At 36.3% G+C, this 20,647-nt stretch carries 8 protein-coding genes, 1 tRNA gene and 4 pseudogenes; 6 read left to right on the plus strand and 7 right to left on the minus strand.

Translation table 11 applies throughout. The annotated features are described in order from the left end of the window. Nucleotides 1-14 precede the first annotated feature (14 nt). The 3 genes from P6280_RS07485 (at nucleotide 15) to nusA (ending at nucleotide 5,317) form a co-directional block, all read left to right on the plus strand. Nucleotides 15-2,654: a TonB-dependent receptor gene (locus P6280_RS07485; protein WP_283237427.1), complete on the plus strand. Its 2,640-nt coding sequence runs from the start codon at nucleotides 15-17 to the stop codon at nucleotides 2,652-2,654. Nucleotides 2,655-2,881: 227 nt separating this feature from the next. Then, nucleotides 2,882-4,042: an aminotransferase class V-fold PLP-dependent enzyme gene (locus P6280_RS07490; protein ID WP_283237428.1), complete on the plus strand. Its 1,161-nt coding sequence runs from the start codon at nucleotides 2,882-2,884 to the stop codon at nucleotides 4,040-4,042. Nucleotides 4,043-4,129: 87 nt separating this feature from the next. After that, the gene (nusA, locus tag P6280_RS07495; protein WP_283237429.1) at nucleotides 4,130-5,317 is read left to right on the plus strand and encodes a transcription termination factor NusA; all 1,188 of its coding nucleotides are present in this window, start codon (nucleotides 4,130-4,132) and stop codon (nucleotides 5,315-5,317) included. A gap of 334 nt (nucleotides 5,318-5,651) precedes the next feature. On the opposite strand, the pseudogene P6280_RS07730 reads toward nusA, so the two are convergent. From P6280_RS07730 to recG, 6 genes and pseudogenes are all read right to left on the minus strand, one after another. Next, nucleotides 5,652-6,122 (minus strand): annotated as a pseudogene (locus tag P6280_RS07730) (class I SAM-dependent DNA methyltransferase); the annotation flags it as partial. Between the two features lie 161 nt (nucleotides 6,123-6,283). Continuing rightward, a pseudogene (locus P6280_RS07500) lies at nucleotides 6,284-9,435 on the minus strand (type IIG restriction enzyme/methyltransferase); the annotation flags it as partial. 125 nt (nucleotides 9,436-9,560) lie between these two features. Then, nucleotides 9,561-11,713 (minus strand): annotated as a pseudogene (locus P6280_RS07505) (AAA family ATPase). 62 nt (nucleotides 11,714-11,775) lie between these two features. Then, the gene (locus P6280_RS07510) at nucleotides 11,776-14,691 is read right to left on the minus strand and encodes a type III restriction-modification system endonuclease (protein ID WP_283237430.1); all 2,916 of its coding nucleotides are present in this window, start codon (nucleotides 14,689-14,691) and stop codon (nucleotides 11,776-11,778) included. A 2-nt stretch (nucleotides 14,692-14,693) separates the two neighbouring features. Then, nucleotides 14,694-16,714: pseudogene (locus P6280_RS07515) on the minus strand (site-specific DNA-methyltransferase). A gap of 42 nt (nucleotides 16,715-16,756) precedes the next feature. After that, nucleotides 16,757-18,622, minus strand: a complete 1,866-nt coding sequence (gene recG, locus P6280_RS07520) for an ATP-dependent DNA helicase RecG (RefSeq protein WP_283237431.1) — start codon at nucleotides 18,620-18,622, stop codon at nucleotides 16,757-16,759. An 81-nt stretch (nucleotides 18,623-18,703) separates the two neighbouring features. Between recG and P6280_RS07525 the strand changes: the two genes are divergently transcribed. Together P6280_RS07525 and P6280_RS07530 are read left to right on the plus strand one after the other, a co-directional pair. After that, complete coding sequence (locus P6280_RS07525; protein WP_000837038.1) at nucleotides 18,704-19,051, plus strand: hypothetical protein; 348 nt, start codon at nucleotides 18,704-18,706, stop codon at nucleotides 19,049-19,051. A gap of 3 nt (nucleotides 19,052-19,054) precedes the next feature. After that, nucleotides 19,055-19,690 carry an outer membrane protein gene (locus tag P6280_RS07530; RefSeq protein ID WP_000668051.1) on the plus strand — a complete coding sequence of 212 codons (636 nt, stop codon included), beginning with the start codon at nucleotides 19,055-19,057 and terminating at the stop codon, nucleotides 19,688-19,690. On the opposite strand, the gene P6280_RS07535 is transcribed toward P6280_RS07530, so the two are convergent. Beyond that, nucleotides 19,687-20,439 (minus strand): exodeoxyribonuclease III, encoded by a 753-nt coding sequence (locus P6280_RS07535; protein ID WP_000767562.1) that lies wholly within the window; start codon nucleotides 20,437-20,439, stop codon nucleotides 19,687-19,689. The genes P6280_RS07530 and P6280_RS07535 overlap by 4 nt on opposite strands. 99 nt (nucleotides 20,440-20,538) lie before the next feature. Here P6280_RS07535 and P6280_RS07540 point away from each other — a divergent pair. After that, nucleotides 20,539-20,614, plus strand: a tRNA-Phe gene (locus P6280_RS07540). Nucleotides 20,615-20,647: the final 33 nt, after the last annotated feature.

Below are 20,647 nucleotides of genomic sequence, written 5' to 3' on the forward strand. Positions count from 1 at the left end.
AAAGGCTAAAAGAAATGCTTAGAAATAAATTTCGTATCGTGTTTGTCTCTTGTATTGTCGCTAGTAGCTTGCAAGCTCAAGAAAAAACCCACACTTTGGGTAAGGTAACCACTAAGGGTGAAAGGACTTTTGAATACAACAATAAAATGTATATTGACAGAAAAGAGCTCCAACAACGCCAAAGTAACCAAATCCGTGATATTTTTAGGACTAGAGCGGATGTGAATGTGGCCAGTGGGGGCTTAATGGCGCAAAAGATCTATGTTAGGGGGATTGAGAGCCGTCTCTTAAGGGTAACAATAGATGGCGTCGCCCAAAATGGTAACATTTTCCACCATGACGCTAACACCGTGATTGATCCTAACATGATTAAAGAAGTGGAAGTGATCAAGGGAGCGGCGAACGCTTCAGCAGGCCCTGGCGCGGTGGCGGGTAAATTGTCTTTCACCACGATTGACGCTAACGACTTCTTAAGAAAGAATCAAACTTATGGGGCTAAAGCGGAAGCGGGCTTTTATACCAACTTCGGGTATCGCATGAACGCTACAGCAGCCTATCGTGGGAAGAATTGGGACATACTCGCTTATTACAACCATCAAAATATTTTTTATTACAGAGATGGGAACAACGCTTTTAGGAATCTCTTCCACCCTAACTACGATTTACAAGATCCAAGCAATAGCGATATGAGCATAGGGACTCCGAGTGAAGTCAATAGCGTTTTAGCTAAAATCAATGGCTATATCAACGAAACCGATAGCATTAGCGTGAGCTACAACCTCACACGAGACAATTCCACAAGGCTTTTACGCCCCAACACCACTTCAGCGCTCTCTAAAGCCAACGACCCAGGAAGCCAGCCAGCCCCCTTTGTGATTGACTTTGGGAAAGAATTAGCCCATACGATCAATTTCAACCACAATTTGAGCTTGAAATACAAGCATGAAGGCGGCCCTAATTTTAACCAGCCGCGCGTTGAATCCACCGCCTTTTTAGGGGTAAGGGGAGGCAATTATAACCCTGTGGTAAATCCTTTCGCTTACAATTCTAACGAGCCAGCCAACCCGGATTATATCCCTGAAGTGAAAGAGTGGTGTAACAACCCAGATAATATCAGCCAATGCACGCAAGGGGCTATCAGACCTTCTAATGGAGGGTATCAAATAGGCTATGGCACGCCTAACTCTATTAATTGGCAAGGGGATAGCGATTCTAGTGGGGGGGCACAAGCGGGGTATGGGCAGCTTAACGCTACTATGCTTTCTACAAGCGCGAATGTTTATCATGGGCTTGTCCCTAAAAATCCTGATTATGACATGACCCCCCCTAACGCTCAAAACCCTAGCGCAAACGATTGGACTTTAGGGAATGCGGATGCTGAGGGGACTTTAGCCAGAAGGATTTTTTTAATCAACTCAGGCGTTAATTTTAAAGTAACCCACCCCATTAGTGAAGATTATGGGAATGTGTTTGAATACGGCATGATTTATCAAAACCTGAGCGTTTTCTCTGGATTGGATAAAGGCAAAAACGGCTATTATAAAAACAACATTGATCCTAATGACCCTAACGGTCCGGGCTTGCCCTACCGCCATTACTACACCGATCAAAGCTCTCAATACCCTCAAAATCTCAACACGCCTAACCCGCTCTATCGTAACATGCCCCAAAATTCGCATGCGATCGGAAATATCATCGGAGGGTTTATGCAAGCGAACTACAATATTTTAAGCAATGTGATCGTGGGTGCGGGAACTCGTTATGATATTTACACCTTGCTGGACAAAAACGGCCACACGCATGTAACTTCTGGTTTCTCGCCTTCTGCAACCGTGCTTTATAACCCCATTGAAAGCATTGGCTTGAAAGTGAGTTATGCGTATGTAACTAAGGGGGCTTTGCCTGGCGATGGCGTTTTGATGCGCGATCCTACGGTGATTTATCAAAGGAATTTGCGCCCTGCGATCGGTCAAAATGTGGAATTCAATGTGGATTACAACAGCAAGTATTTCAATGTGCGCGGGGCAGCGTTCTACCAAGTCATCAACAACTTCATCAACAGCTACGGGCAAGACACTTCTAAAAACGGAGGGGGTAATGCGACCGCAAAAAACATGTCAGGGAATTTACCCGAAACCATTAACATCTATGGTTATGAAGTTTCAGGGAATGTGAGGTATAAGAATTTCTTAGGGACTTTCTCAGTGGCTCGCTCTTGGCCAACGGCTAGGGGGCATTTATTAGCGGACACTTACGCTCTAGCTGCAACGACTGGGAATGTGTTTATTTTAAAAGCCGATTATGATATTCGCAGATGGGGGCTTACCTTAACCTGGCTCTCACGCTTTGTAACTAACATGTATTATGAGGGCTATTCTATCTATTACCCGCAATACGGCTTGATCAAAATCCATAAACCCGGGTATGGCGTGCATAATGTCTTTATCAATTGGACTCCGCCTTCTAAAAGGTGGCAGGGTTTAAGGATTTCAGCCGTGTTTAACAACATCTTAAACAAGCAATATGTGGATCAAACTTCTGTGTTTCAAGCGAGCGCGGACGCTCCAGCGAGCGATATGATCCCCAAAGGTAAGCGCATGGCGCTCCCTGCCCCTGGATTTAATGCACGTTTTGAGGTATCCTATCAGTTCTAAAATTAAAGAAATCCTAGGATTTCTTTTTGAATTTTAAAACATGGAAACAAGCATGAAAAAGCCCTATAGAAACCGCCAAACTCTATGGAAAAAATTCCGCTCTCTCAATAAACTCATTAAGATGCTCTTAAGGATTTTAAAAAAGTAGTTTTATCAAAAATTTAGCGAGTTTAATTTAAAATAACGCTTTATTTCAACTCTCAAAAAAGGAATCAAACGCACTTATTATGGCTAAAGAAACGCTCCCAATAACCCCGGATCTTTTGAAAAGCCCTTATCAAAAAATCATCAATGCGAGCGCGAGCGTTTTTGATGAAAACCATGGGCGATCGTTTTTTAGCGCGCCATTTTATGAAACAATTGAACCTTATTTAAAAGAAGTTTTAACCCATCCCATTGATTTAGAATGCGATCTAAACACCGCTAAAAAAAAGAACCGCTTAACCCCTTTAAAAAAGCTTTTCAAAGCGTGTTTTAACACCGAAGAAATTTTGATTGTGAATAACAACACCAGTGCGATTTTCCTCATTGCTAACGCTTTAATGCAAGAAAAAGAAATCATTGTTTCTTATGGCGAATTGGTGGGGGGGAATTTTAACCTTAAAGACATTTTATTAAGCAGTGGGGCTAGGCTGCATTTAGTGGGGAACATTAATCGCGCTTATTTAAGGGATTACCGATTAGCCTTGAATGAAAACAGCAAAATGCTATTTAAAACCCACAATCCCCATTTTAAAAAAGACACGCCCTTTAAAGATTTACAAACTTTAGCTAAAGAGCATGAACTCATTGATTATTACAATTTAGGGGATGTGGATTTGTTAAATAAAGCGGCTTTAGAAGAAATTTTAGCTCTCAAACCATCGCTTTTAAGCTTTAGCGCAGATAAACTCTTTAACAGCGTGCAAGCGGGCATTATTATGGGGCAGAAAGAATGGGTTGAAGCGTTAAAAAACCACCCCCTTTATAGAGCTTTAAGGGTGGGTAAAATCACGCTCACCTTGCTTTTTCACAGCCTAAAAGCATGGGCAAATCATCAAGAAGACATCACAATTTGTGCGTTATTGAACCAAACTAAAGACGCGTTATTGCAAAAAGCCCTCAAACTCTACGCCCTTTTAAAGCCTTTAGAATTGAATGTGAGCATAGCTTCTAGCTTTTCTAAAATAGGGAATTTGCCCGATAGAGAATTAGAATCCTTTTGCGTGAAAATCCAGCCCAAAAACACCCGTGCTTTAAATGGTGAAAAACTTTATTTAAAGCTCTTTCAAAAAGGCATTATCGCAAGAATTTCATGCGAATTTGTGTGCTTGGAAGTCTTTAGCCTGAATGAAAAAGATTTTGAAAAAATCGCTCTAATCTTAGCAGAAATTCTTAACAAAGCTTAAAAATTCGCTATAATAAAATTTCTTTTAAACGCGCCATATCCCCCACAAATAGAGAATGATAGAAAATAAATTTAAAGGAACTTAAGAATGGAAAAAATCAGCGATCTCATAGAATGCATTGCGTATGAAAAAAATTTGCCTAAAGAGATGATTTCAAAAGTGATTCAAGGCTGTTTGTTAAAAATGGCGCAAAATGAATTAGACCCCCTAGCACGCTACTTGGTGATTGAAGAAAACAAGCAGCTCCAGCTTATCCAGTTGGTAGAAGTTTTAGAAGATGGTGATGAAAGATTGGTTAACGACCCTTCTAAATACATCAGCTTGTCTAAAGCTAAAGAAATGGATCCAAGCGTTAAGATTAAAGACGAATTGTCTTACAGCTTGAGTTTGGAGAGCATGAAGCAAGGAGCGATCAACCGCCTTTTTAAAGATTTGCAATACCAGTTAGAAAAAGCGTTAGAAGACAGCCACTTTGAAGCGTTTCAAAAGCGTCTTAACAGCGTTTTAATGGGGCAAGTGATTTTAGTGGATCACAATCAAAACACTTTTATTGAGATTGAGCAGCAATTTCAAGGCGTTCTTTCCATGCGCCATCGCATCAAGGGCGAGAGTTTTAAAGTAGGCGATAGCATTAAAGCGGTTTTAACACAAGTCAAACGCACGAAAAAAGGCTTACTATTGGAGCTGAGCCGCACCACCCCTAAAATGCTTGAAGCCTTGTTGGAATTGGAAGTCCCTGAAATTAAAGATAAAGAAATTGAAATCATCCATTGCGCGCGAATCCCAGGCAACAGAGCGAAAGTGAGCTTTTTTTCCCATAACGCTAGGATTGATCCCATAGGAGCGGCTGTGGGGGTTAAGGGCGTGCGCATTAATGCGATCAGTAACGAATTGAATAAAGAAAATATTGATTGCATAGAGTATTCTAATGTGCCTGAAATTTATATCACTTTAGCGCTCGCTCCAGCCAAAATTTTAAGCGTTGAAATCAAAAAAATCCCTATAGAAGAATTGAGCGCTGAAGAAAAAGAATCCATTCAAGAGCGTTTTATTGTCAATAACCATTTGCAAAAGGCTAAAGTGCGTTTATTAGACATTGAAAAATCTAAGGCTATCGGTAAAGGCGGGGTGAATGTGTGCTTAGCGTCCATGCTTACAGGCTATCACATAGAGTTTGAAACCATTCCTAGCGTCAAAGAAAACGCAGAAAATGAAAGCGAAAAAGAAACGCAAAAAGTAGGGGTAGAAGCTTTAGAGTCTTTGTTTAAGAATTAAGGGTATCTAGTTCAATCTTTAAAAAAGCTTTTAACTAAAAATTTGGAAGAAAGTTTTTCAATGCGGTTTTAAATGAGTGGTTTGTAACTTTTATCAAAATCGTTTTTGTAAGATTAGGATAAAATAACGCTTACCCCCTAGTTTTTTTTGCTAGAGATTAGGGGGTAAAATCCACTTTTAGGAGCTTACTATGAAAAATCATCGTAGTAAACACTCTTGGAAAGAATTATACCTAAAAATCAGTTTTTTGGGTTTAAAGTTTGATCTAGTGATTAAACGCTAATTCTTAAAAAGAGTTGCCCCCTAAATTAGGGGGTTATCCTTAAGTGGAAAATCAGCTTTTTATTTCTTGCCCCTCTTCAATGGTTTTAATTTCTGCATCGGTGAGGTTGTAGAGCTGATAGACTAAGGCGTCAATTTCTTTTTCTAATTCTTGGGTGTTGGCTTTAGGGTCTTTTTCTTTTGCTTCTAGGATTGCTTTTGCGCAATCGGTGATTTTGTGGGCTAATTTTTGGTTTTGTGGCGTGATTTTAGGAATGGGGAGCCGTTCTATAAAAGCCTTTTTATAGCGATAGCCACTCTCGCCTAGTCCTCCGCCTGCATAGAAAGTTTTGAAAGCAAAAGTAATCAATTTAGAATGCAATATTCCTAAAAGATAGCACAAATGCTCTCCTGTGAGAATGAAGCTCGTGGCTTCTGCATAAAAATACCCTAACTCGCATTCTCCACTATCTAAATAAAATCGTGGCTCTTGCACGATCTCGCCATACACAATTTTCTCTTTTTCAAAATCCTCTAAATACGCGCAATTCCTTAAGTGATAGGGGGTGTCTCCTTGATCGGATCGTGTTGCAATAGTATCCCAATGAGCGTCTAAATGCGCTTTTGTTGCGGGGTATTTTTCTATATCAATGGGAGGGATTTTAAATTTGAGATTAGAAGTGTAGCCGTTATGGGTGTTAATAACCCACAAATCCGCCCACTCAAGAATACCTTTTAATGTCTTTCCCTCTTAAAATAGGCTTGATGAGCGCTTCTGTGCGCTTTCTTTCTTCTTGCGTCTTGCAAGCGTTCAAAATCTCTTCTCTTTTTTCAGTGGGAATGATAAAGGCTTCGTTAGCGCCGGTTTTTATCCCGTAATTGATTTGAATGTCCCAGTCTTTGAGCGGGGTGCCAACGCTCTCCATTTTATCCCTTAAGTCTAAAAGCGTGGCGTCGGCAAAAATAAAGCTTTCTGTTGAAAGCGCGTTTTGCCTCAGGTCCAAAGAGCGAGCGCTTTCCAAATCGTTTTTATCGTCTGAGGTGGGTTCGTAATACTTAAAACGACTCTCTTTAGAAGGCTCTTGTTTGATGAAACTCATAATACTGGTATCCACGGTGGCACTCTCAAAGACTTTTAAGGCGTTCAATTCCATGTAGCTGACAATGGTGGTTTTTTTGAGCAGCAATTCTCTTAATTTAGCGCCGTATTTGGCTCGCGCGTATTTATTGGAAGTGATGAAAGCGTTAAACCCCTTGTCTTTTAAAAGGTGGTAAGATAGAGCAAAAAAGTAGGTGTAAATGTCAGCGGTGCTATTGTAGAAATTTGGGTATTGCTTTTGTAATAAAGGCTTTATGTCTTTGATTTGTTCTTGGCGGATATAAGGCGGATTCCCAATGATGCAATCAAAGCCTAAAAAATCCCCCTCATCGTCCAACACTTCAGGGAATTCAAAGCGCCATTCAAGGGTTTTGGAATTTTTTAGATTTTCTAGCGTTTCATAGCATTCTTTGATTTTAATGAGTAGTCTGTTCGCTTCAACGCCTATGGGGCTTGGTTGCTTTTTTGTTAGTGTAGGATTAAATTTATAGTTATTGTCCTTGTGCCTTGCGATCTTTAGCATTTCCATGCCAAAAGCTGTGCTAATATCAAAAATCCCATCGCCGTATTCACTTATAAAAGCCTTGAGCGATTCTTTAAGGTGTCTTTTTGCTTGGTGTTGCTCGATAAAATAGTTGATGATAAGGGATTTGAGTTTAGCGATATTTTGTAAGATTTTAGCTTTTTCTCCTAAACCTTCTTTATAGAACATTACAGAATTTTTGTATTCTTTGATTTCGGCTTTGAGATTTTTAGAAAACTCTAGCGTCTGTCCTATGGTGAGCTTAGAATTTAAGGGGAAGTTAAAGATCAAGCTGTTACCGCACTTAATGTTAATATCAATGTTGGGGAGGGTTTCAAGCGCGTTAGTGTTCTTGCCATTTTCAAAAATATAATAGCTGTATTTTAAAAGCTCTATCCATAGCCTGAGCTTGGTGATTTCGCAAGAATTGGGGTTAATATCCACGCCAAAAAGGCAGTTTTCAATGATGGATTTTTTAAGCTCAAAAAGTTCTTTTTGGATTTGGTGGCTTTGTTCTTTTTCAGAGCTTGGGCGTGTGTAGATAAATGACTTATTAGAAATTTTAATAAGGATTTCATCATTTTCTAACTCTAAAGTAGCGTTTAAAGGCAATGTAGCAACAAGCCCTAGCTCATAAGCAATCCGCACCATTTCATTGAGTGCAGAAACTAAAAAATGCCCGCTCCCCACCGCCGGATCGCAAATGCGTAAAGCAAGAAGGAGTTGCAAGTATTCTTTGCGTTCATCCTCTTTATAGCTATTTTTGAGATAATTTTTTAATTCTTTTAAATCTTTACACTCTATATTATATTTTTGATTGAATTTATCCAACACGATTGGCGTGATACTCTCTGAACACATGTAGCTTGTGATAAAGCTTGGGGTATAAAAGCTTCCCTCTTTATAGCCGTTGAGTTTTTCAAAAACAAGCCCTAAAACGCTAGGGTTAATCAAACGGCTTTCGCTGGTATTCTTATTATCTTTAATGTCTTTAGGGGTGGTGGTGAAATCATAAACATGCAAAAATGTAAAAAGGTATTCCAGCAAGGGCAAATCTTCTTCATTTTTGTATTTTTCATCTTTTTTAAGAATGGATTTAGGATAAATCTCTAAAGACTCGTTATCAAGCCGTTTGATTTCATGCCCCTTTAATTCTAAAGGCGTTTTATCAAACAAACTGGAATTCAAATAAGGGATTTTTCCTAAAATCTTGTCTTCTTTTTCTTTGGAACGCTCGTTATTTTTCTTGGCTAAGACTTCAAAAAAGAGGGTGTTTAGGGCGTTGAAATCTTTAAAGTTTTCTATGGTTAAGAAAGGTTTTTCAAAATGCTTGAACGAAATTAAAAGGCTTTCTAAAAGCCGTAAAAACAAGATGCGGTTATTCCAAGCGATGAGTAACGCCATGACTTCTTCATCATCTAAATTATTGTATTCTCTTTTTAAAGCATCGCTTAGGGAGTTTTTGGTGCGGCTAGGCTTGATTAAAATTTTCCCATTTTCATTTTGCTCTTCTAACCCTAAAATATAGAGCAATTCTTCATAAAAATCTTTATTAAGCGTGTTAGCATCAAGGGTTTTCTTTTGTTTTAAAAGGACTTCATGGCTTAAAACTTGATAAATGAGTTCTTTAGGATCATCGCTATTCAAATTAAAGTGAGTGTAGCGGAGTTCGCCTTCAAAATCCTTTTTTAAATATTCCTCTAAATCGCTGTAGAATCTTTTGGTTTTGGAGTCTGTGCCTTCTTTTGAAGCGCAATTTTTATGGAGTTGTTTGATTTTTTTATCATTTTGGAAAAGGTTGAGCAAATCCTTACAATCAAAGAGGAAAAATTCATGCGTGTTGCAAATAATGGCGTGTTTTAGGGAATTGTTGTTTTTTATCGCATCTAAAAAATAAAAAACCATTTGACAAAAGGCTTTACTGAGCGGGTTTTCTCTGTCTTTGGGGAATTCGTTCCTATTGTTTAGGGCTTTGGCTTCAATAAGCACCCAAGCTTTTCCATCCACATAGATCGCACTATCCACTTTTTCATAGGTGTTGCAATGATAGTCATAGGTATTTTTTAAAAAGGAATTGATTTCATTTTTTTGAAATTCTTCACCATCTTGTCTTTTTGCGTTTTCTAACAAGCTGTTTATTTCTTTTTCAAAATTTTCTATAGTTTCCTTTTTGGGTTCTTGGGAATTGTATTTTTTAATAAAATCTTTGAGTGGAATGTGAGCGAACTTAATCATAAAACGCCTTTGAAATGGGATAAAAACGATTATAACAAAAGCACCATGAATTTTAAATAAAACGCTTTTCTTTAAAATTGTTCCATGTGAAACATTAGGATAATTGATCTATTGATAAGCCTTATTTAATTTAAATTTTTGACTTCCTCAAAACATGTATATAAATGATCAAGAGATGTGTCTAAAATGGGTTCGAACATGAAAGAGTTAATGTGAATATTTTCAGGAGTAATCATTAAAACCTTTTGTATAATTCTTTTTTCATCATCAGATAGTTCTTTTTTGGTGGCATCATATAACTCCCTTGTTTGATTTTTCTTCGGTTTGAATTCTTGTTTTAGTTTATTTAACATCCATTCTTCAGCTTTTAATCTGATCGCTATTGAAAAAATAATCTTATTTTGTAATTCAATATGATTACAATTTTTATCGTTATAAATTTCTTCTGCAATATCATAAATTGCTTGATGATATAATTTTGAGTTATCTTTTTCAATTTTTTTCTTTTTTCGCTCTGTGCCAAAGACGCTGTCAAAAATCTTTGAAAATCTTGAATTTGAATATTTTTTGTATCTTTTTTCATGTGTAAGCAACTTGTAAGTTTTATATAATCGTTGTCTTTGTCTGCTTGAGGTCTTGTATATTCAATTAAATTTCTCACAAAAGGTATCAGTGCAAAAAAGTTTTTATCTTCTTTTGAGTTTCTAATACATTCAATAAAACTCTTCAAATACCCACCATTTTTAAAAATTATTTCTCTAGCATCATTTTTGCGGATCATTTTAATCTGTTCTCTAGGAATATTCAAACGGCTTGCTAGGGTGCGATAAAAATCAAAATTATGCGTCATCACAAGCAATTTAAATTGCCCGCATTCTTGCAAATCATTAAGATATTCAATAATTGCATACTTATTTCTATAATCAAAAGAGTCTGAAATATCATCAAAAACTAAGAGTTGGGTTTCGTTACTTCTTTTTCTAGCTTCAATTTCAAACAAGATTTGTAAGATATATAACGCTCTCTTTTCTCCTCCGCTTAAATGTTTTTGCAAATCTTCTTTTTGAACATTCACATCCTGATTGTCATCAGAAAATATAAATCCAAATTGTGCGGTCTCTTCATTCAATAAAATATCTTTTTGATTTTGAAGCTCAACTTTAAAGGGAACAAGAAATCTTTGATTAAAAATTTCAATAACAGATTCCCATTCTTTTTGGTCTTTGTTAGCTTGTTTTATAATTTCTTCTATTTCAGGCTTTTTCTCTCTATAAAGTTCAACTAAACTTCTAACATTTTGAATAGATTGTTTAAGATAGCTAAACAATACCTTTTCTCTAAAAGAATCATAATTTAAAAGTTCTATCAATAATGTATTATCCCCACTAATAGCATCTTTAAAAGCTCTAAGTTCCTTATTGGCATTTATGAATTTTTCAATATTAGCAAAGCTATTTTTAAGATCCTCATTATTTAAAATCTTATTTTTTTCTTCTTCAAAGATCTCTGATAATTTGTTATAGTCTTTAATTTCCTCTCCAGCAATCATCAAACTATGGTTAGCTTTAAAAAATCTATCATTTTCTAAAGCTTTTTTAAGATCGTTAGCATGGTTTGTTCCAAAATCTCCAATCTCTGTATGTTTAAAAACCTTAGATAGAGACAATAATTCTTTATATTTGTTGAAATATTGCTCAATCAAATCACGATTTTCATTGACAAAGTCTTTCACTTTTCCTAATTTATCAAATATATCATGATATTTAAAAGAATAGTGTTCTTCGCTGTTTTCTATGTCGGTCAAATGATTATCTAAAATTTCATAAAAACTTTTATTTTTAAAAATGGTTTTAATTTCTTTTTCATAATCAAAAACGCTATCAAAATCGCTTTTAAGACTTTTTAAAAGTGCCTTCTTTTCTTTTTCTAATTCTGAAAGAATATTATCATATCGTTGTTTTAGTTCTGATTTTGCTATAAAATTTGTAATGCTGTCTTCAGAGCTAAATTTTTCATCATAATAATGAAAAACAGCAACATTTTCTTTTGATATTATATTACCATTAAACTCAATCTCTATTTTGCTTTCACGATTAGGATAAAAATTATCTTTTGGCATTTCACTATTTATCAAATCGGTTAGACTTTTTGCAAATGAAGTTTTAAAAACCCCATTTTGAGCATATAAAAGATAGCTGTTTGCTTGTGAAAAATTTAATATTTCTTTCATCTTGCCTATTCCATAGCAATTCTCCATATTGATAATTTTTAACTCCATTGACTACTCTTTATTAAATTGATCTAAATCAAAATTGTTCCATGTGAAACATTAAAGCAACTCTAATCTTTACGATTTAAAACTTCATTAATCAACGCTCTTAATTGATCTTTTTCCATTTTGGTTTTGTATTCAATATTCACGCCTTGCTTTTTTAAAGCTTTAAAAAATTTCTTAGCGGTTGAAATTTTGCGCTTTTCTTCTTCGCGCAATTCGCTTTCATTTTCAACCCCCTTAGTTTCTACCACTAACAACACTTTTTTATCGTTATTTTCAACCACATACCCAAAATCAGGGCTATAAGTTTGATTTAACCCTATCGGGATCTTAACCCTAGGGAGCTTGCCAAAAACAATGATTTTAGTGTCATTAGATTCTTCAATCGTGTCTTTTTCAATCTCGCTCTCCACTTGCATGAAATTTTCATACAGGCATTTTTCTTGCGCGCTTGAATTTTTAATTTCATATTTATCCCCCACCAAACTCCCGTCTAAAAATTCTCTGATTTCTCCTTTTTCATCATAAAACGCATCGTTTTTTCTGTTTTTAATCGTCGTTTTGCGCATTTGATAGGAAATTTTATCTTTAATATTTTGATAAATAATTTCCAAAAACAGCTCTTCTAAACGCCTTAAGCTCTCTTGTTCGTTTTTTTTAATGAGATCAAACTTGTTTTCATCAATGTTTCCTAACACTTTAGCCACGCTTTTAAAACTCAATTTCACCTTATTAGACAAGGCGCTGATAAATTCATGCAAGCTCCACACGCATGCGCTTTTTTGCTCAAAAATCTCTGTTTTAGCGTCATTTCCCATAGTTTCTACTTTTTTATGAGTCGTAACCGAAACAATTTTTGATTTGACATTAAAAGAAGCGTTGATCTTTTTGACAATCTCATCAATCAAGCTCTCGCTATCAATGGCATAAGCGATCCGGGTTTGATGATTCAAACCCTCCCATAAGGTTTCAAATTTCTTAAAATTTTCTTTATTGATTTTGATTTTTTCACTCTTTCGCTCGTTTTTGTTCCTCACTCTAAAATGGCCCACTAAACGATCTTTTAAAAAATCTTTTAATTTTTCAAGATTCAGGTATTTTTCATCTTTTAATTTTTCAAGTTCTGGCTCTTTTTCTAAAAATTCGTTTTGATTGAGAGTGAGTTTAAAGTTTTCATCATCTGTTTTTTCTCCAAAACCCAAACCCTCTAATGTTTCCAATAAAACCCCGTAATACCCTTTTTTAACAATGCCGCTTTTTTCTAACTCTTCACCGCTAAATACTTGTTTAATCAAGCTGTGTTCGCTTATCTCTTGCTGGATCGCTCCCACAAAATCCCCCTCAACTTGCGGCACGATCACCACCAATTCATTGACAAAATCAAAATCAGCATGCTCTTTAGTGATGCGTTCGCCCTTATCATTCACAGCGAGCCTTAACCCCCTACCGATTTGTTGCAATTTAGTGATATGGGAATGGCTAGGGGCTAGTTTGCAAATCGTCATCACATTAGGGTTATCCCACCCCTCTTGCAACGCCCATTGCGAAAAAATAAACCTGAGATCGGATTCAAAACTCAGCAATTTTTCTTTTTCTTTTAAAATGAGCGCAATCACTTGGGCTTCATCGCTCTCTTTCTTGCTTTTAGCAAAATACCCTCCATGCACTTTTTGAATATTGTCTTTGGTACGTTCTAAATACGCTCTGTAATTGTTATCTAAATCATCTTTTTTTAAGACTTCTTCAAGCTTTTGCTGGTAGAGTTTTTCAAATAAAAGGGCTAATTTAGCCGGCTTTTCATTCTCGCTTAAATAGCTATTCACCCCGCTAATAAACACCATGCACAAGGCTTTAATCCCTTTTTTAAAAAGTCCTTCTTCTCTTTCAAAATGGCTTTTTATCGCTTCTTTCAGCATCACTTCTTGCTCGCCCTCTAAAAGATGAGAAAAAGGCTCTTTTTGATCCAGCAACAAACTAAAGCCATTGAGGAAACGCGCCTCATTTTTAGTGATGTTTTCTACAATATAATCTTCTAAAGCGCTGATTTGAGTTAGCACCCCTAAATTATCATGCTTTTTGACTTTGACGCTTTGAGTTTTATTTTCTAAATTCGTGTAGTTAATTGCAGCTTCATAGTCGTTTTGAATCTTTACAACCCCTTTAAGCTCTAAAAAATACTCGTTACTCTCCCCCACACACGCCACGCTAATGCTTTTCACTAGGGCGCAATCAAACGCTTTTTTGCTATCTAGCGCGTAAATCAAATTCTTATAATCATCTTTAAAAGTCGCCCCAAACCTGAGCGTGATTAAAGCGTTTAATTGTTCCAAATATTTTTTTGTTTTATCGCCTAAAAATCGGTGCGGTTCGTCCATGATCACTACCGGGCTAATACTCGCTAAAGCTTGCATGTAACTTTTTGCGCCATTGAATAGATTCGTATTCTCTAAACATGATTTATTGATAACATTACTCTCTTTATTGAAAGCAGAAAAAGTCATCACCAGCACGCAGCATTTGTGGTTGCTCGCTAAAATAAAGCTTCTTATATCTTCATAGCTTTCTAAATGCACAGAATACTCGCTTTTAAAAAATTCTCTGGTGATTTCAACGCTTTTTAAAACCCCTAATTTAATGGCGTTGCTTGGCACTAAAACGATGAATTTTGACAAATGGTAGTTTTGGTGCAAGGCATAAACGCATTCCAAAAAGCAAAAGGTCTTCCCTGTGCCTGTTTCCATTAAAATATCGCAGTTTAACGACTTGTCAATCCCAACACTCCCATGGGTTATTTTTTGCTCTGATTGCAAGTTTTGGATATTTTCTAATAAAAGATCTTTGATTTCCTCTATTTCAAAAACAGGGTTAGAAATCCTTTGAGCGTCATTTTTTGGCTCTCTCAAATAGATCCCCTTAAACACCCCTAAAATTTGATTCAAGCATTTTTCTTGGTAATCCAATCGTTTGAATTTGATTTTCACCTCTACCCCCTAATCTTTAAATCGCCGCTCTCTAATTTCAAATCCAATAAATTACTGCCCAATTCCAAACACAGCCTATCGTTACTGATAGCTGGCATATACATGCTGATTTTTTCCACCCCTTTATCTTTCAAGTTTTCTAAAACTTCGCTCATTTCTATATCCCCCACAATGAAAGCCGTATTTAAAGCCAGATACAAGGCGTTTTCAATCAAGCAAATTATAGGGGTAGTAAGCTCCAAACCCTCGCAGCATAAAAGTTTGATTAAAATCGTTTGAGTTTCCCTTTTTTTGGGGTTAGAATAAGCGAATAAATCCTTTTGATGGGCTTCATTGAGGTTTTTATCATGCGTTTCATCATCAATGATTTCAAACGCTCTAAACCCCACATCTAAATACGCACAAGCTTCTTTGATTTTAGCCCCCGCTCTTTTAATCCTTTCTTCGGTGATGTCAAAAATGCTTGGGGAGGTGGATTTTAGGGTGTTTAAACAAAAATCATGCGCGCTTTTGTTTTTCTTGGGATCAATTTTTTCATCTAACTGAACAAGAATGAAGCGCCTTTCTTTAAATACAGCGTTCAAGCCATTAAATAACCCCCCCCCCTCACTTAATTTTTGATAATCGCTCTTATTACTCTCTAACACGGCATGCGCGGTTGTCCCGCTCCCGGCGAAAAAATCTAAGATGATGTCGTTCTCGTTGGTGGATAATTCAATCAGTCGGCTAATGAGTTTTGTAGGTTTTGGGTTATTGAAAACCTTTTGATTAAAAAGATCATTAACTTCTTTTGTCCCATTACCACCGCCGATATTTTCTATCACATTTCTTGCGGGCGATGACTTGTCTAAAATAGCGTAAAATTCGCCGTTTTCATTTTGTTTGACTTGGTTTTTATCTACCCATTCTTTCCTTAAAACGCTATAACCATTTTTACTTTTTTTAATCAAAATTCTATCTAGTTCAGTAAGACTTTTTTCCAACGCCCATTTCCAACGCCCATTTTTGGCGGTCTTATAGGGACATAACCCTTTTTAATCAGCTCTATATTATCCTTATAAGTATCTGTGTGTTTTTTGGCATCTTCTCTATCATAATCCATAATAGGCTTAATATCTTTTGTCATAGAGTTATAATAGAATGTATAGCCAAGATTAGGACGATTTTCTAAACTTCCACCATCGCCACCTCCCATAGAAAGCCCAGCCCCTTCATAATAGTATTTATCATTTTCACAAAATACTTTGACTTCTTTTTTTAAAGTCATGCGATTAAGACTGATTGCTTCAACATGCTTTGCATAAACAAGAATATTTTCGTAATTGTTTTGAAAATATTGCGCATCATTTTGTGCGTTACCTTTAAGCCAAGTCAAAGATGATAAAAAATTCCCCTCCCCAAAAATTTCATCGCATAAAAGTTTGAGTTGGGCGGCTTCGTTATCGTCAATAGAAATGAAAATCACGCCGTCTTGTTTGAGCAAATCTTTAGCGAGTAACAATCTAGGATACATGAAACTAAGCCACCCACTATGGCATTTTGACCCAAAAAGATTCGTGATATAATCCAGTTTTTCTTTAGAATAATCCAATGTTTTTAAAACCTCTTCGTTGGATTGCGAGAAATCATCGCTGTAAATAAAGTTATCGTTTTTCGTGTTGTAAGGCGGATCAATGTAAATCATTTTGATTTTTTCACTATAACTTTGTTTTAAGATTTTGAGAGCGTCTAAATTATCGCCCTTGATGAGAATGTGCTTGCTAGTGGATTTATTTAAGGGCTTTAAAATCTTATTATTTTTCTTAAAAGCTTGATTTAAGGCGATTTTCTTACCCACAAAATCCAACCCATAGCCCTCTTCTTTTATCTCGCTAAAATCCCCTAGTAACGCTTTTAATCTTTCTACATTTAGCGTGAGCTTGTTATCATTTTCCATGCTCAAGCAACCGGGAAAATAACGATTAAAAACCTCTAAATTTTTTTCATTAACGCTTTTTTCTCCACAAATTTCTTTATTTTGCATCTCTATCCTTTTTTTAAATGATTTAAATTACTCAATTCCACCTTAATTTTCAAATGTTCCATGTGAAACGCTTCTCAAAAAATCCCGTTTCACTTCAGCGATAATATCTTCATCTTTGGCTAAGTCAATGTATTCAAAACTATTCCCGCTCTGCTCCCCACCCTGGAGCAAGTCCCCGCTTTTTCTGTATTCTAAATCCAATTCAGCGATTTTAAAGCCGTCCAATTCATCAGCAAATTTTTCTAATCGTTCGTTTTCTTCTTGGATCGTGCATAAAAAACAATAGCCTTTTAAGCCGTTACGAGAAACGCGCCCCCTTAACTGGTGTAAAGTCGCTAAGCCTAACCTTTCGGGCGCTAAAACCACCATCACGCTCAATCGTGGTAAAGAAATGCCCACCTCAATGAGCGTAGTCGCTAAAAGAATGCTCCCGGACTCTCTAAATTCTTCAATCACTTCTTCTTTATTTTTATCCTGCCCTGAAGTGGTATAAACCTTTTTAAAGCGTTTTTGCCAAAAACTTGCCCCCTCACTGAGCGATAAATACGGGATTTTTTCGCTCTCATTCACCAGCGGATAGACGACAATGACTTGATGGTTTTTAGCGATTTCTTCGCTAATTTTTTCCATCACTATTTTAAAATCTCTTTTATGCAAGACTAAAGTTTCAATCTCCTTAGGATAAGGGATTTCTCTAATCATGGTCGTTTTCACAAACGCGCTTTTGGCTAAAGCCAGAGTGCGAGGAATGGGGGTAGCGGAAAATTGCAAGGAATGGGGTTTATTGCCCTTACTGCTTGCCATTTTTTCTAATTGGTAGCGCTGCTTTGTGCCAAATCGGTGCTGCTCATCAGTGATCACTAGAGCGAATTCATTCAAATCGCGCTTATCAAACAACAACGCTTGCGTGCCTATAACCACATGCGTGATTGTTTCAAACAAATGATTGGATCGCTTCTTGTAGCTCCCACCCAGCAATAATTCCACTTCAAAATAAGGGGGTAAAAATTTTAAGGCTTCATTATAAAGCTGTTTAGCGAGAATGGAAGTGGGCGCCATTAAAAGGGTTTTATTAGGGTAAGCTAATACCATGCTCGCTAAAATCACCATCGTTTTCCCGCACCCCACATCGCCTATAATCAAACGCTTGCACGCTATAGGGCTGGTGAGATCGCTTTGGATTTCTTTAATGGCGTTTTGTTGGTCGTTGGTGAGTTTAAAGGGTAAAGAAGTGATAAACGCTTTCAAGCGTTCGCTGTTATTGGGGCATGCGATTTTAGCGTTGAATTGCAATTTTTTGCGTTCTAAATTTTTCATATAAAAAAGCATTTCAATATATTTTAATGCATTTAAATGTTGTGAAGGAAAATTTTTATGAGTTTCAAAATCCTTGACAAAATGCGGCGTGGGGAAAAAGATTTCTAACAATAAATGCGCGATATTCTCTTTAATGCCTTCCTTTTTTAAATTCTCTAATGAAATGAGTTTTTGTAAATTTTCTTGTATTTTTTTATGATTTTTAACTTTTTTAAAAATTAAAGAAATTTTGCCAAATTCGGTAAGGATTTTAGGCGTGTTAATGATATAAGCTTGATTAAAAGAGCTTTGCTCTAATTTACCATAAATGAACAAACTCTCGCCGGTTTTAAACTGGTTGTGATGGAACGCGCTGTAATTGAAAAAAACAAGCTCTAAATTTTTGTAAAATCGTTTGGAATAGGCAAAAATCTTTAAAACTTTGGCGTAGTTTCTTTTCTCTAAAATACCCACTTCTAAAACGCCACTCAAACCCGTTTCAAAACGCTCTAATAAATTCAAATCTTTATAGCCTTTAGGCGTATAAACAAGCAAGGCTTCTAAAAGCGATTTCACGTTCAATGTTTTTAATAAGTTATCTGTTTCTTGCAATTTGTTCTTACCCTAGCCAATCCTTAATCATTTTTATGATAAGATAGTCAAATTATACATTGACTTAAGGAAATTTAATTGATGAAATCTAAGATCACTCATTTTATCGCTATCTCTTTTGTTTTAAGCCTGTTTAGCGCATGCAAGGACGAGCCTAAAAAATCGTCCCAATCGCACCAAAACAACACTAAAACCACTCAAAACAATCCAATCAATCAAGCGAATAAGGATATAAAAAAAATTGAACATGAAGAAGAAGATGAAAAAGCCACCAAAGAAGTGAATGATTTGATCAATAACGAAAATAAAATTGATGAAATCAATAATGAAGAAAACACTGATCCTTCGCAAAAAAGAACGAACAATGTTTTGCAACGAGCCACTAACCACCAAGACAATCTCAATTCTCCGCTTAACAGGAAGTATTAAAGTGTGAAATTTTTTTCAAAGGATTTATTTAAAAAAGTAACCCCCTTATTTTTAAGCGTTTATTTTTTAAACCCTACCATTATGCAAGCTAAAAGCCGTTTTTATGTGGCTTCTCAATATCAGGTAGGCAAAATGATCATGAAAAAATATAACGATCTTAAACGCACGATTGAAGGGGCGAGCTTTTCTTTAGGCTGGGAGATTAACCCCACCAATTACTGGTTTTATTCTCGCTATTACTTTTTTATGGATTATGGGAATGTCATACTCAATAAAAGAACGGGCGCTCAAGCGAACATGTTCACTTATGGCTTTGGGGGGGATTTGATCGTGGAATACAATAAAAACCCCTTGTATGTTTTTTCCCTTTTTTATGGCATGCAAGTTGCCGAAAACACATGGACGATTTCCAAACACAGCGCGAATTTCATCATTGACGATTGGCGCAGCATTCAAGGGTTTTCACTCAAAACTTCTAATTTCAGGATGTTGGGTTTAGTGGGGTTTAAATTCCAAACCGTGCTATTCCACCATGACGCTAGTATTGAAGTGGGGGTTAAATGGCCCTTTGCTTTTGAATACAACTCAGCCTTTGTAAGGCTTTTTTCTGTCTTTATTTCGCACACTTTCTACCTTTAGACTAATTCCAACCCTACCGGGCAATGATCGCTCCCTAAAATATCTTTATAGATTAAAGCGTCTTTTAAGCGTGTTTTTAAAGGGTTAGAGCATAAAAAATAATCAATGCGCCAACCAATGTTTTTATCCCTTGCTTGTTGCATGTAACTCCACCAGGTGTAAGCCTTTTCTTTGTTAGGGTAAAAATAACGGAAAGTGTCAATAAAACCGGCGTTCAAAAGCTCGTTGAATTTCCCTCTCTCTTCATCGCTAAAGCCCGCATTTTTTCGGTTTGTTTTAGGGTTTTCTAAATCAATTTCATTGTGAGCCACATTCAAATCCCCGCACACAATGACAGGTTTTTTTAACTCTAAAGCTTTTAAAAATTTTTTAAATTCCACTTCCCAACTCATGCGATAACTAAGCCTAGATAGGGCTTGTTGGGAATTAGGGGTATAAACATTCACTAAATAAAATGACTCAAATTCGCAAGTTACCACGCGCCCCTCTTTGTCATGCTCTTCCATATTGATACCATAGCTCACGCTTAAAGGCTCTTTTTTAGTGAAAGTTACCACCCCAGAATAGCCCTTTTTAATCGCACAATTCCAAAAATCAAAATACCCCTTAAATTCAAAAGTGTTTTGTTCTTGCTGCATTTTAGATTCTTGAATGCAAAAAACATCCGCATCAACGCTATTGAAAAAATCCATAAAGCCCTTAGTCATGCAAGCTCTTAACCCATTCACATTCCATGAAATCAATTTCATTGTAATCCTTGTTCCCTTTTGAGCAAATTATATTTTTTAGTCATTTTTTAAAAATTAAGCTTTATTTTACCTTTTTTATGTAATAATTGTCTTTTGCTTGGCTTGATAGCTCAGTCGGTAGAGCAGAAGACTGAAAATCTTCGTGTCGGTGGTTCGATTCCGCCTCAAGCCACCATCTTAAACTTCGTTGAATAAATAATTCCCCTTT

The organism is Helicobacter sp. 219-2 (assembly GCF_030053225.1).
In the GTDB taxonomy this organism is placed as follows: domain Bacteria; phylum Campylobacterota; class Campylobacteria; order Campylobacterales; family Helicobacteraceae; genus Helicobacter; species Helicobacter pylori_C.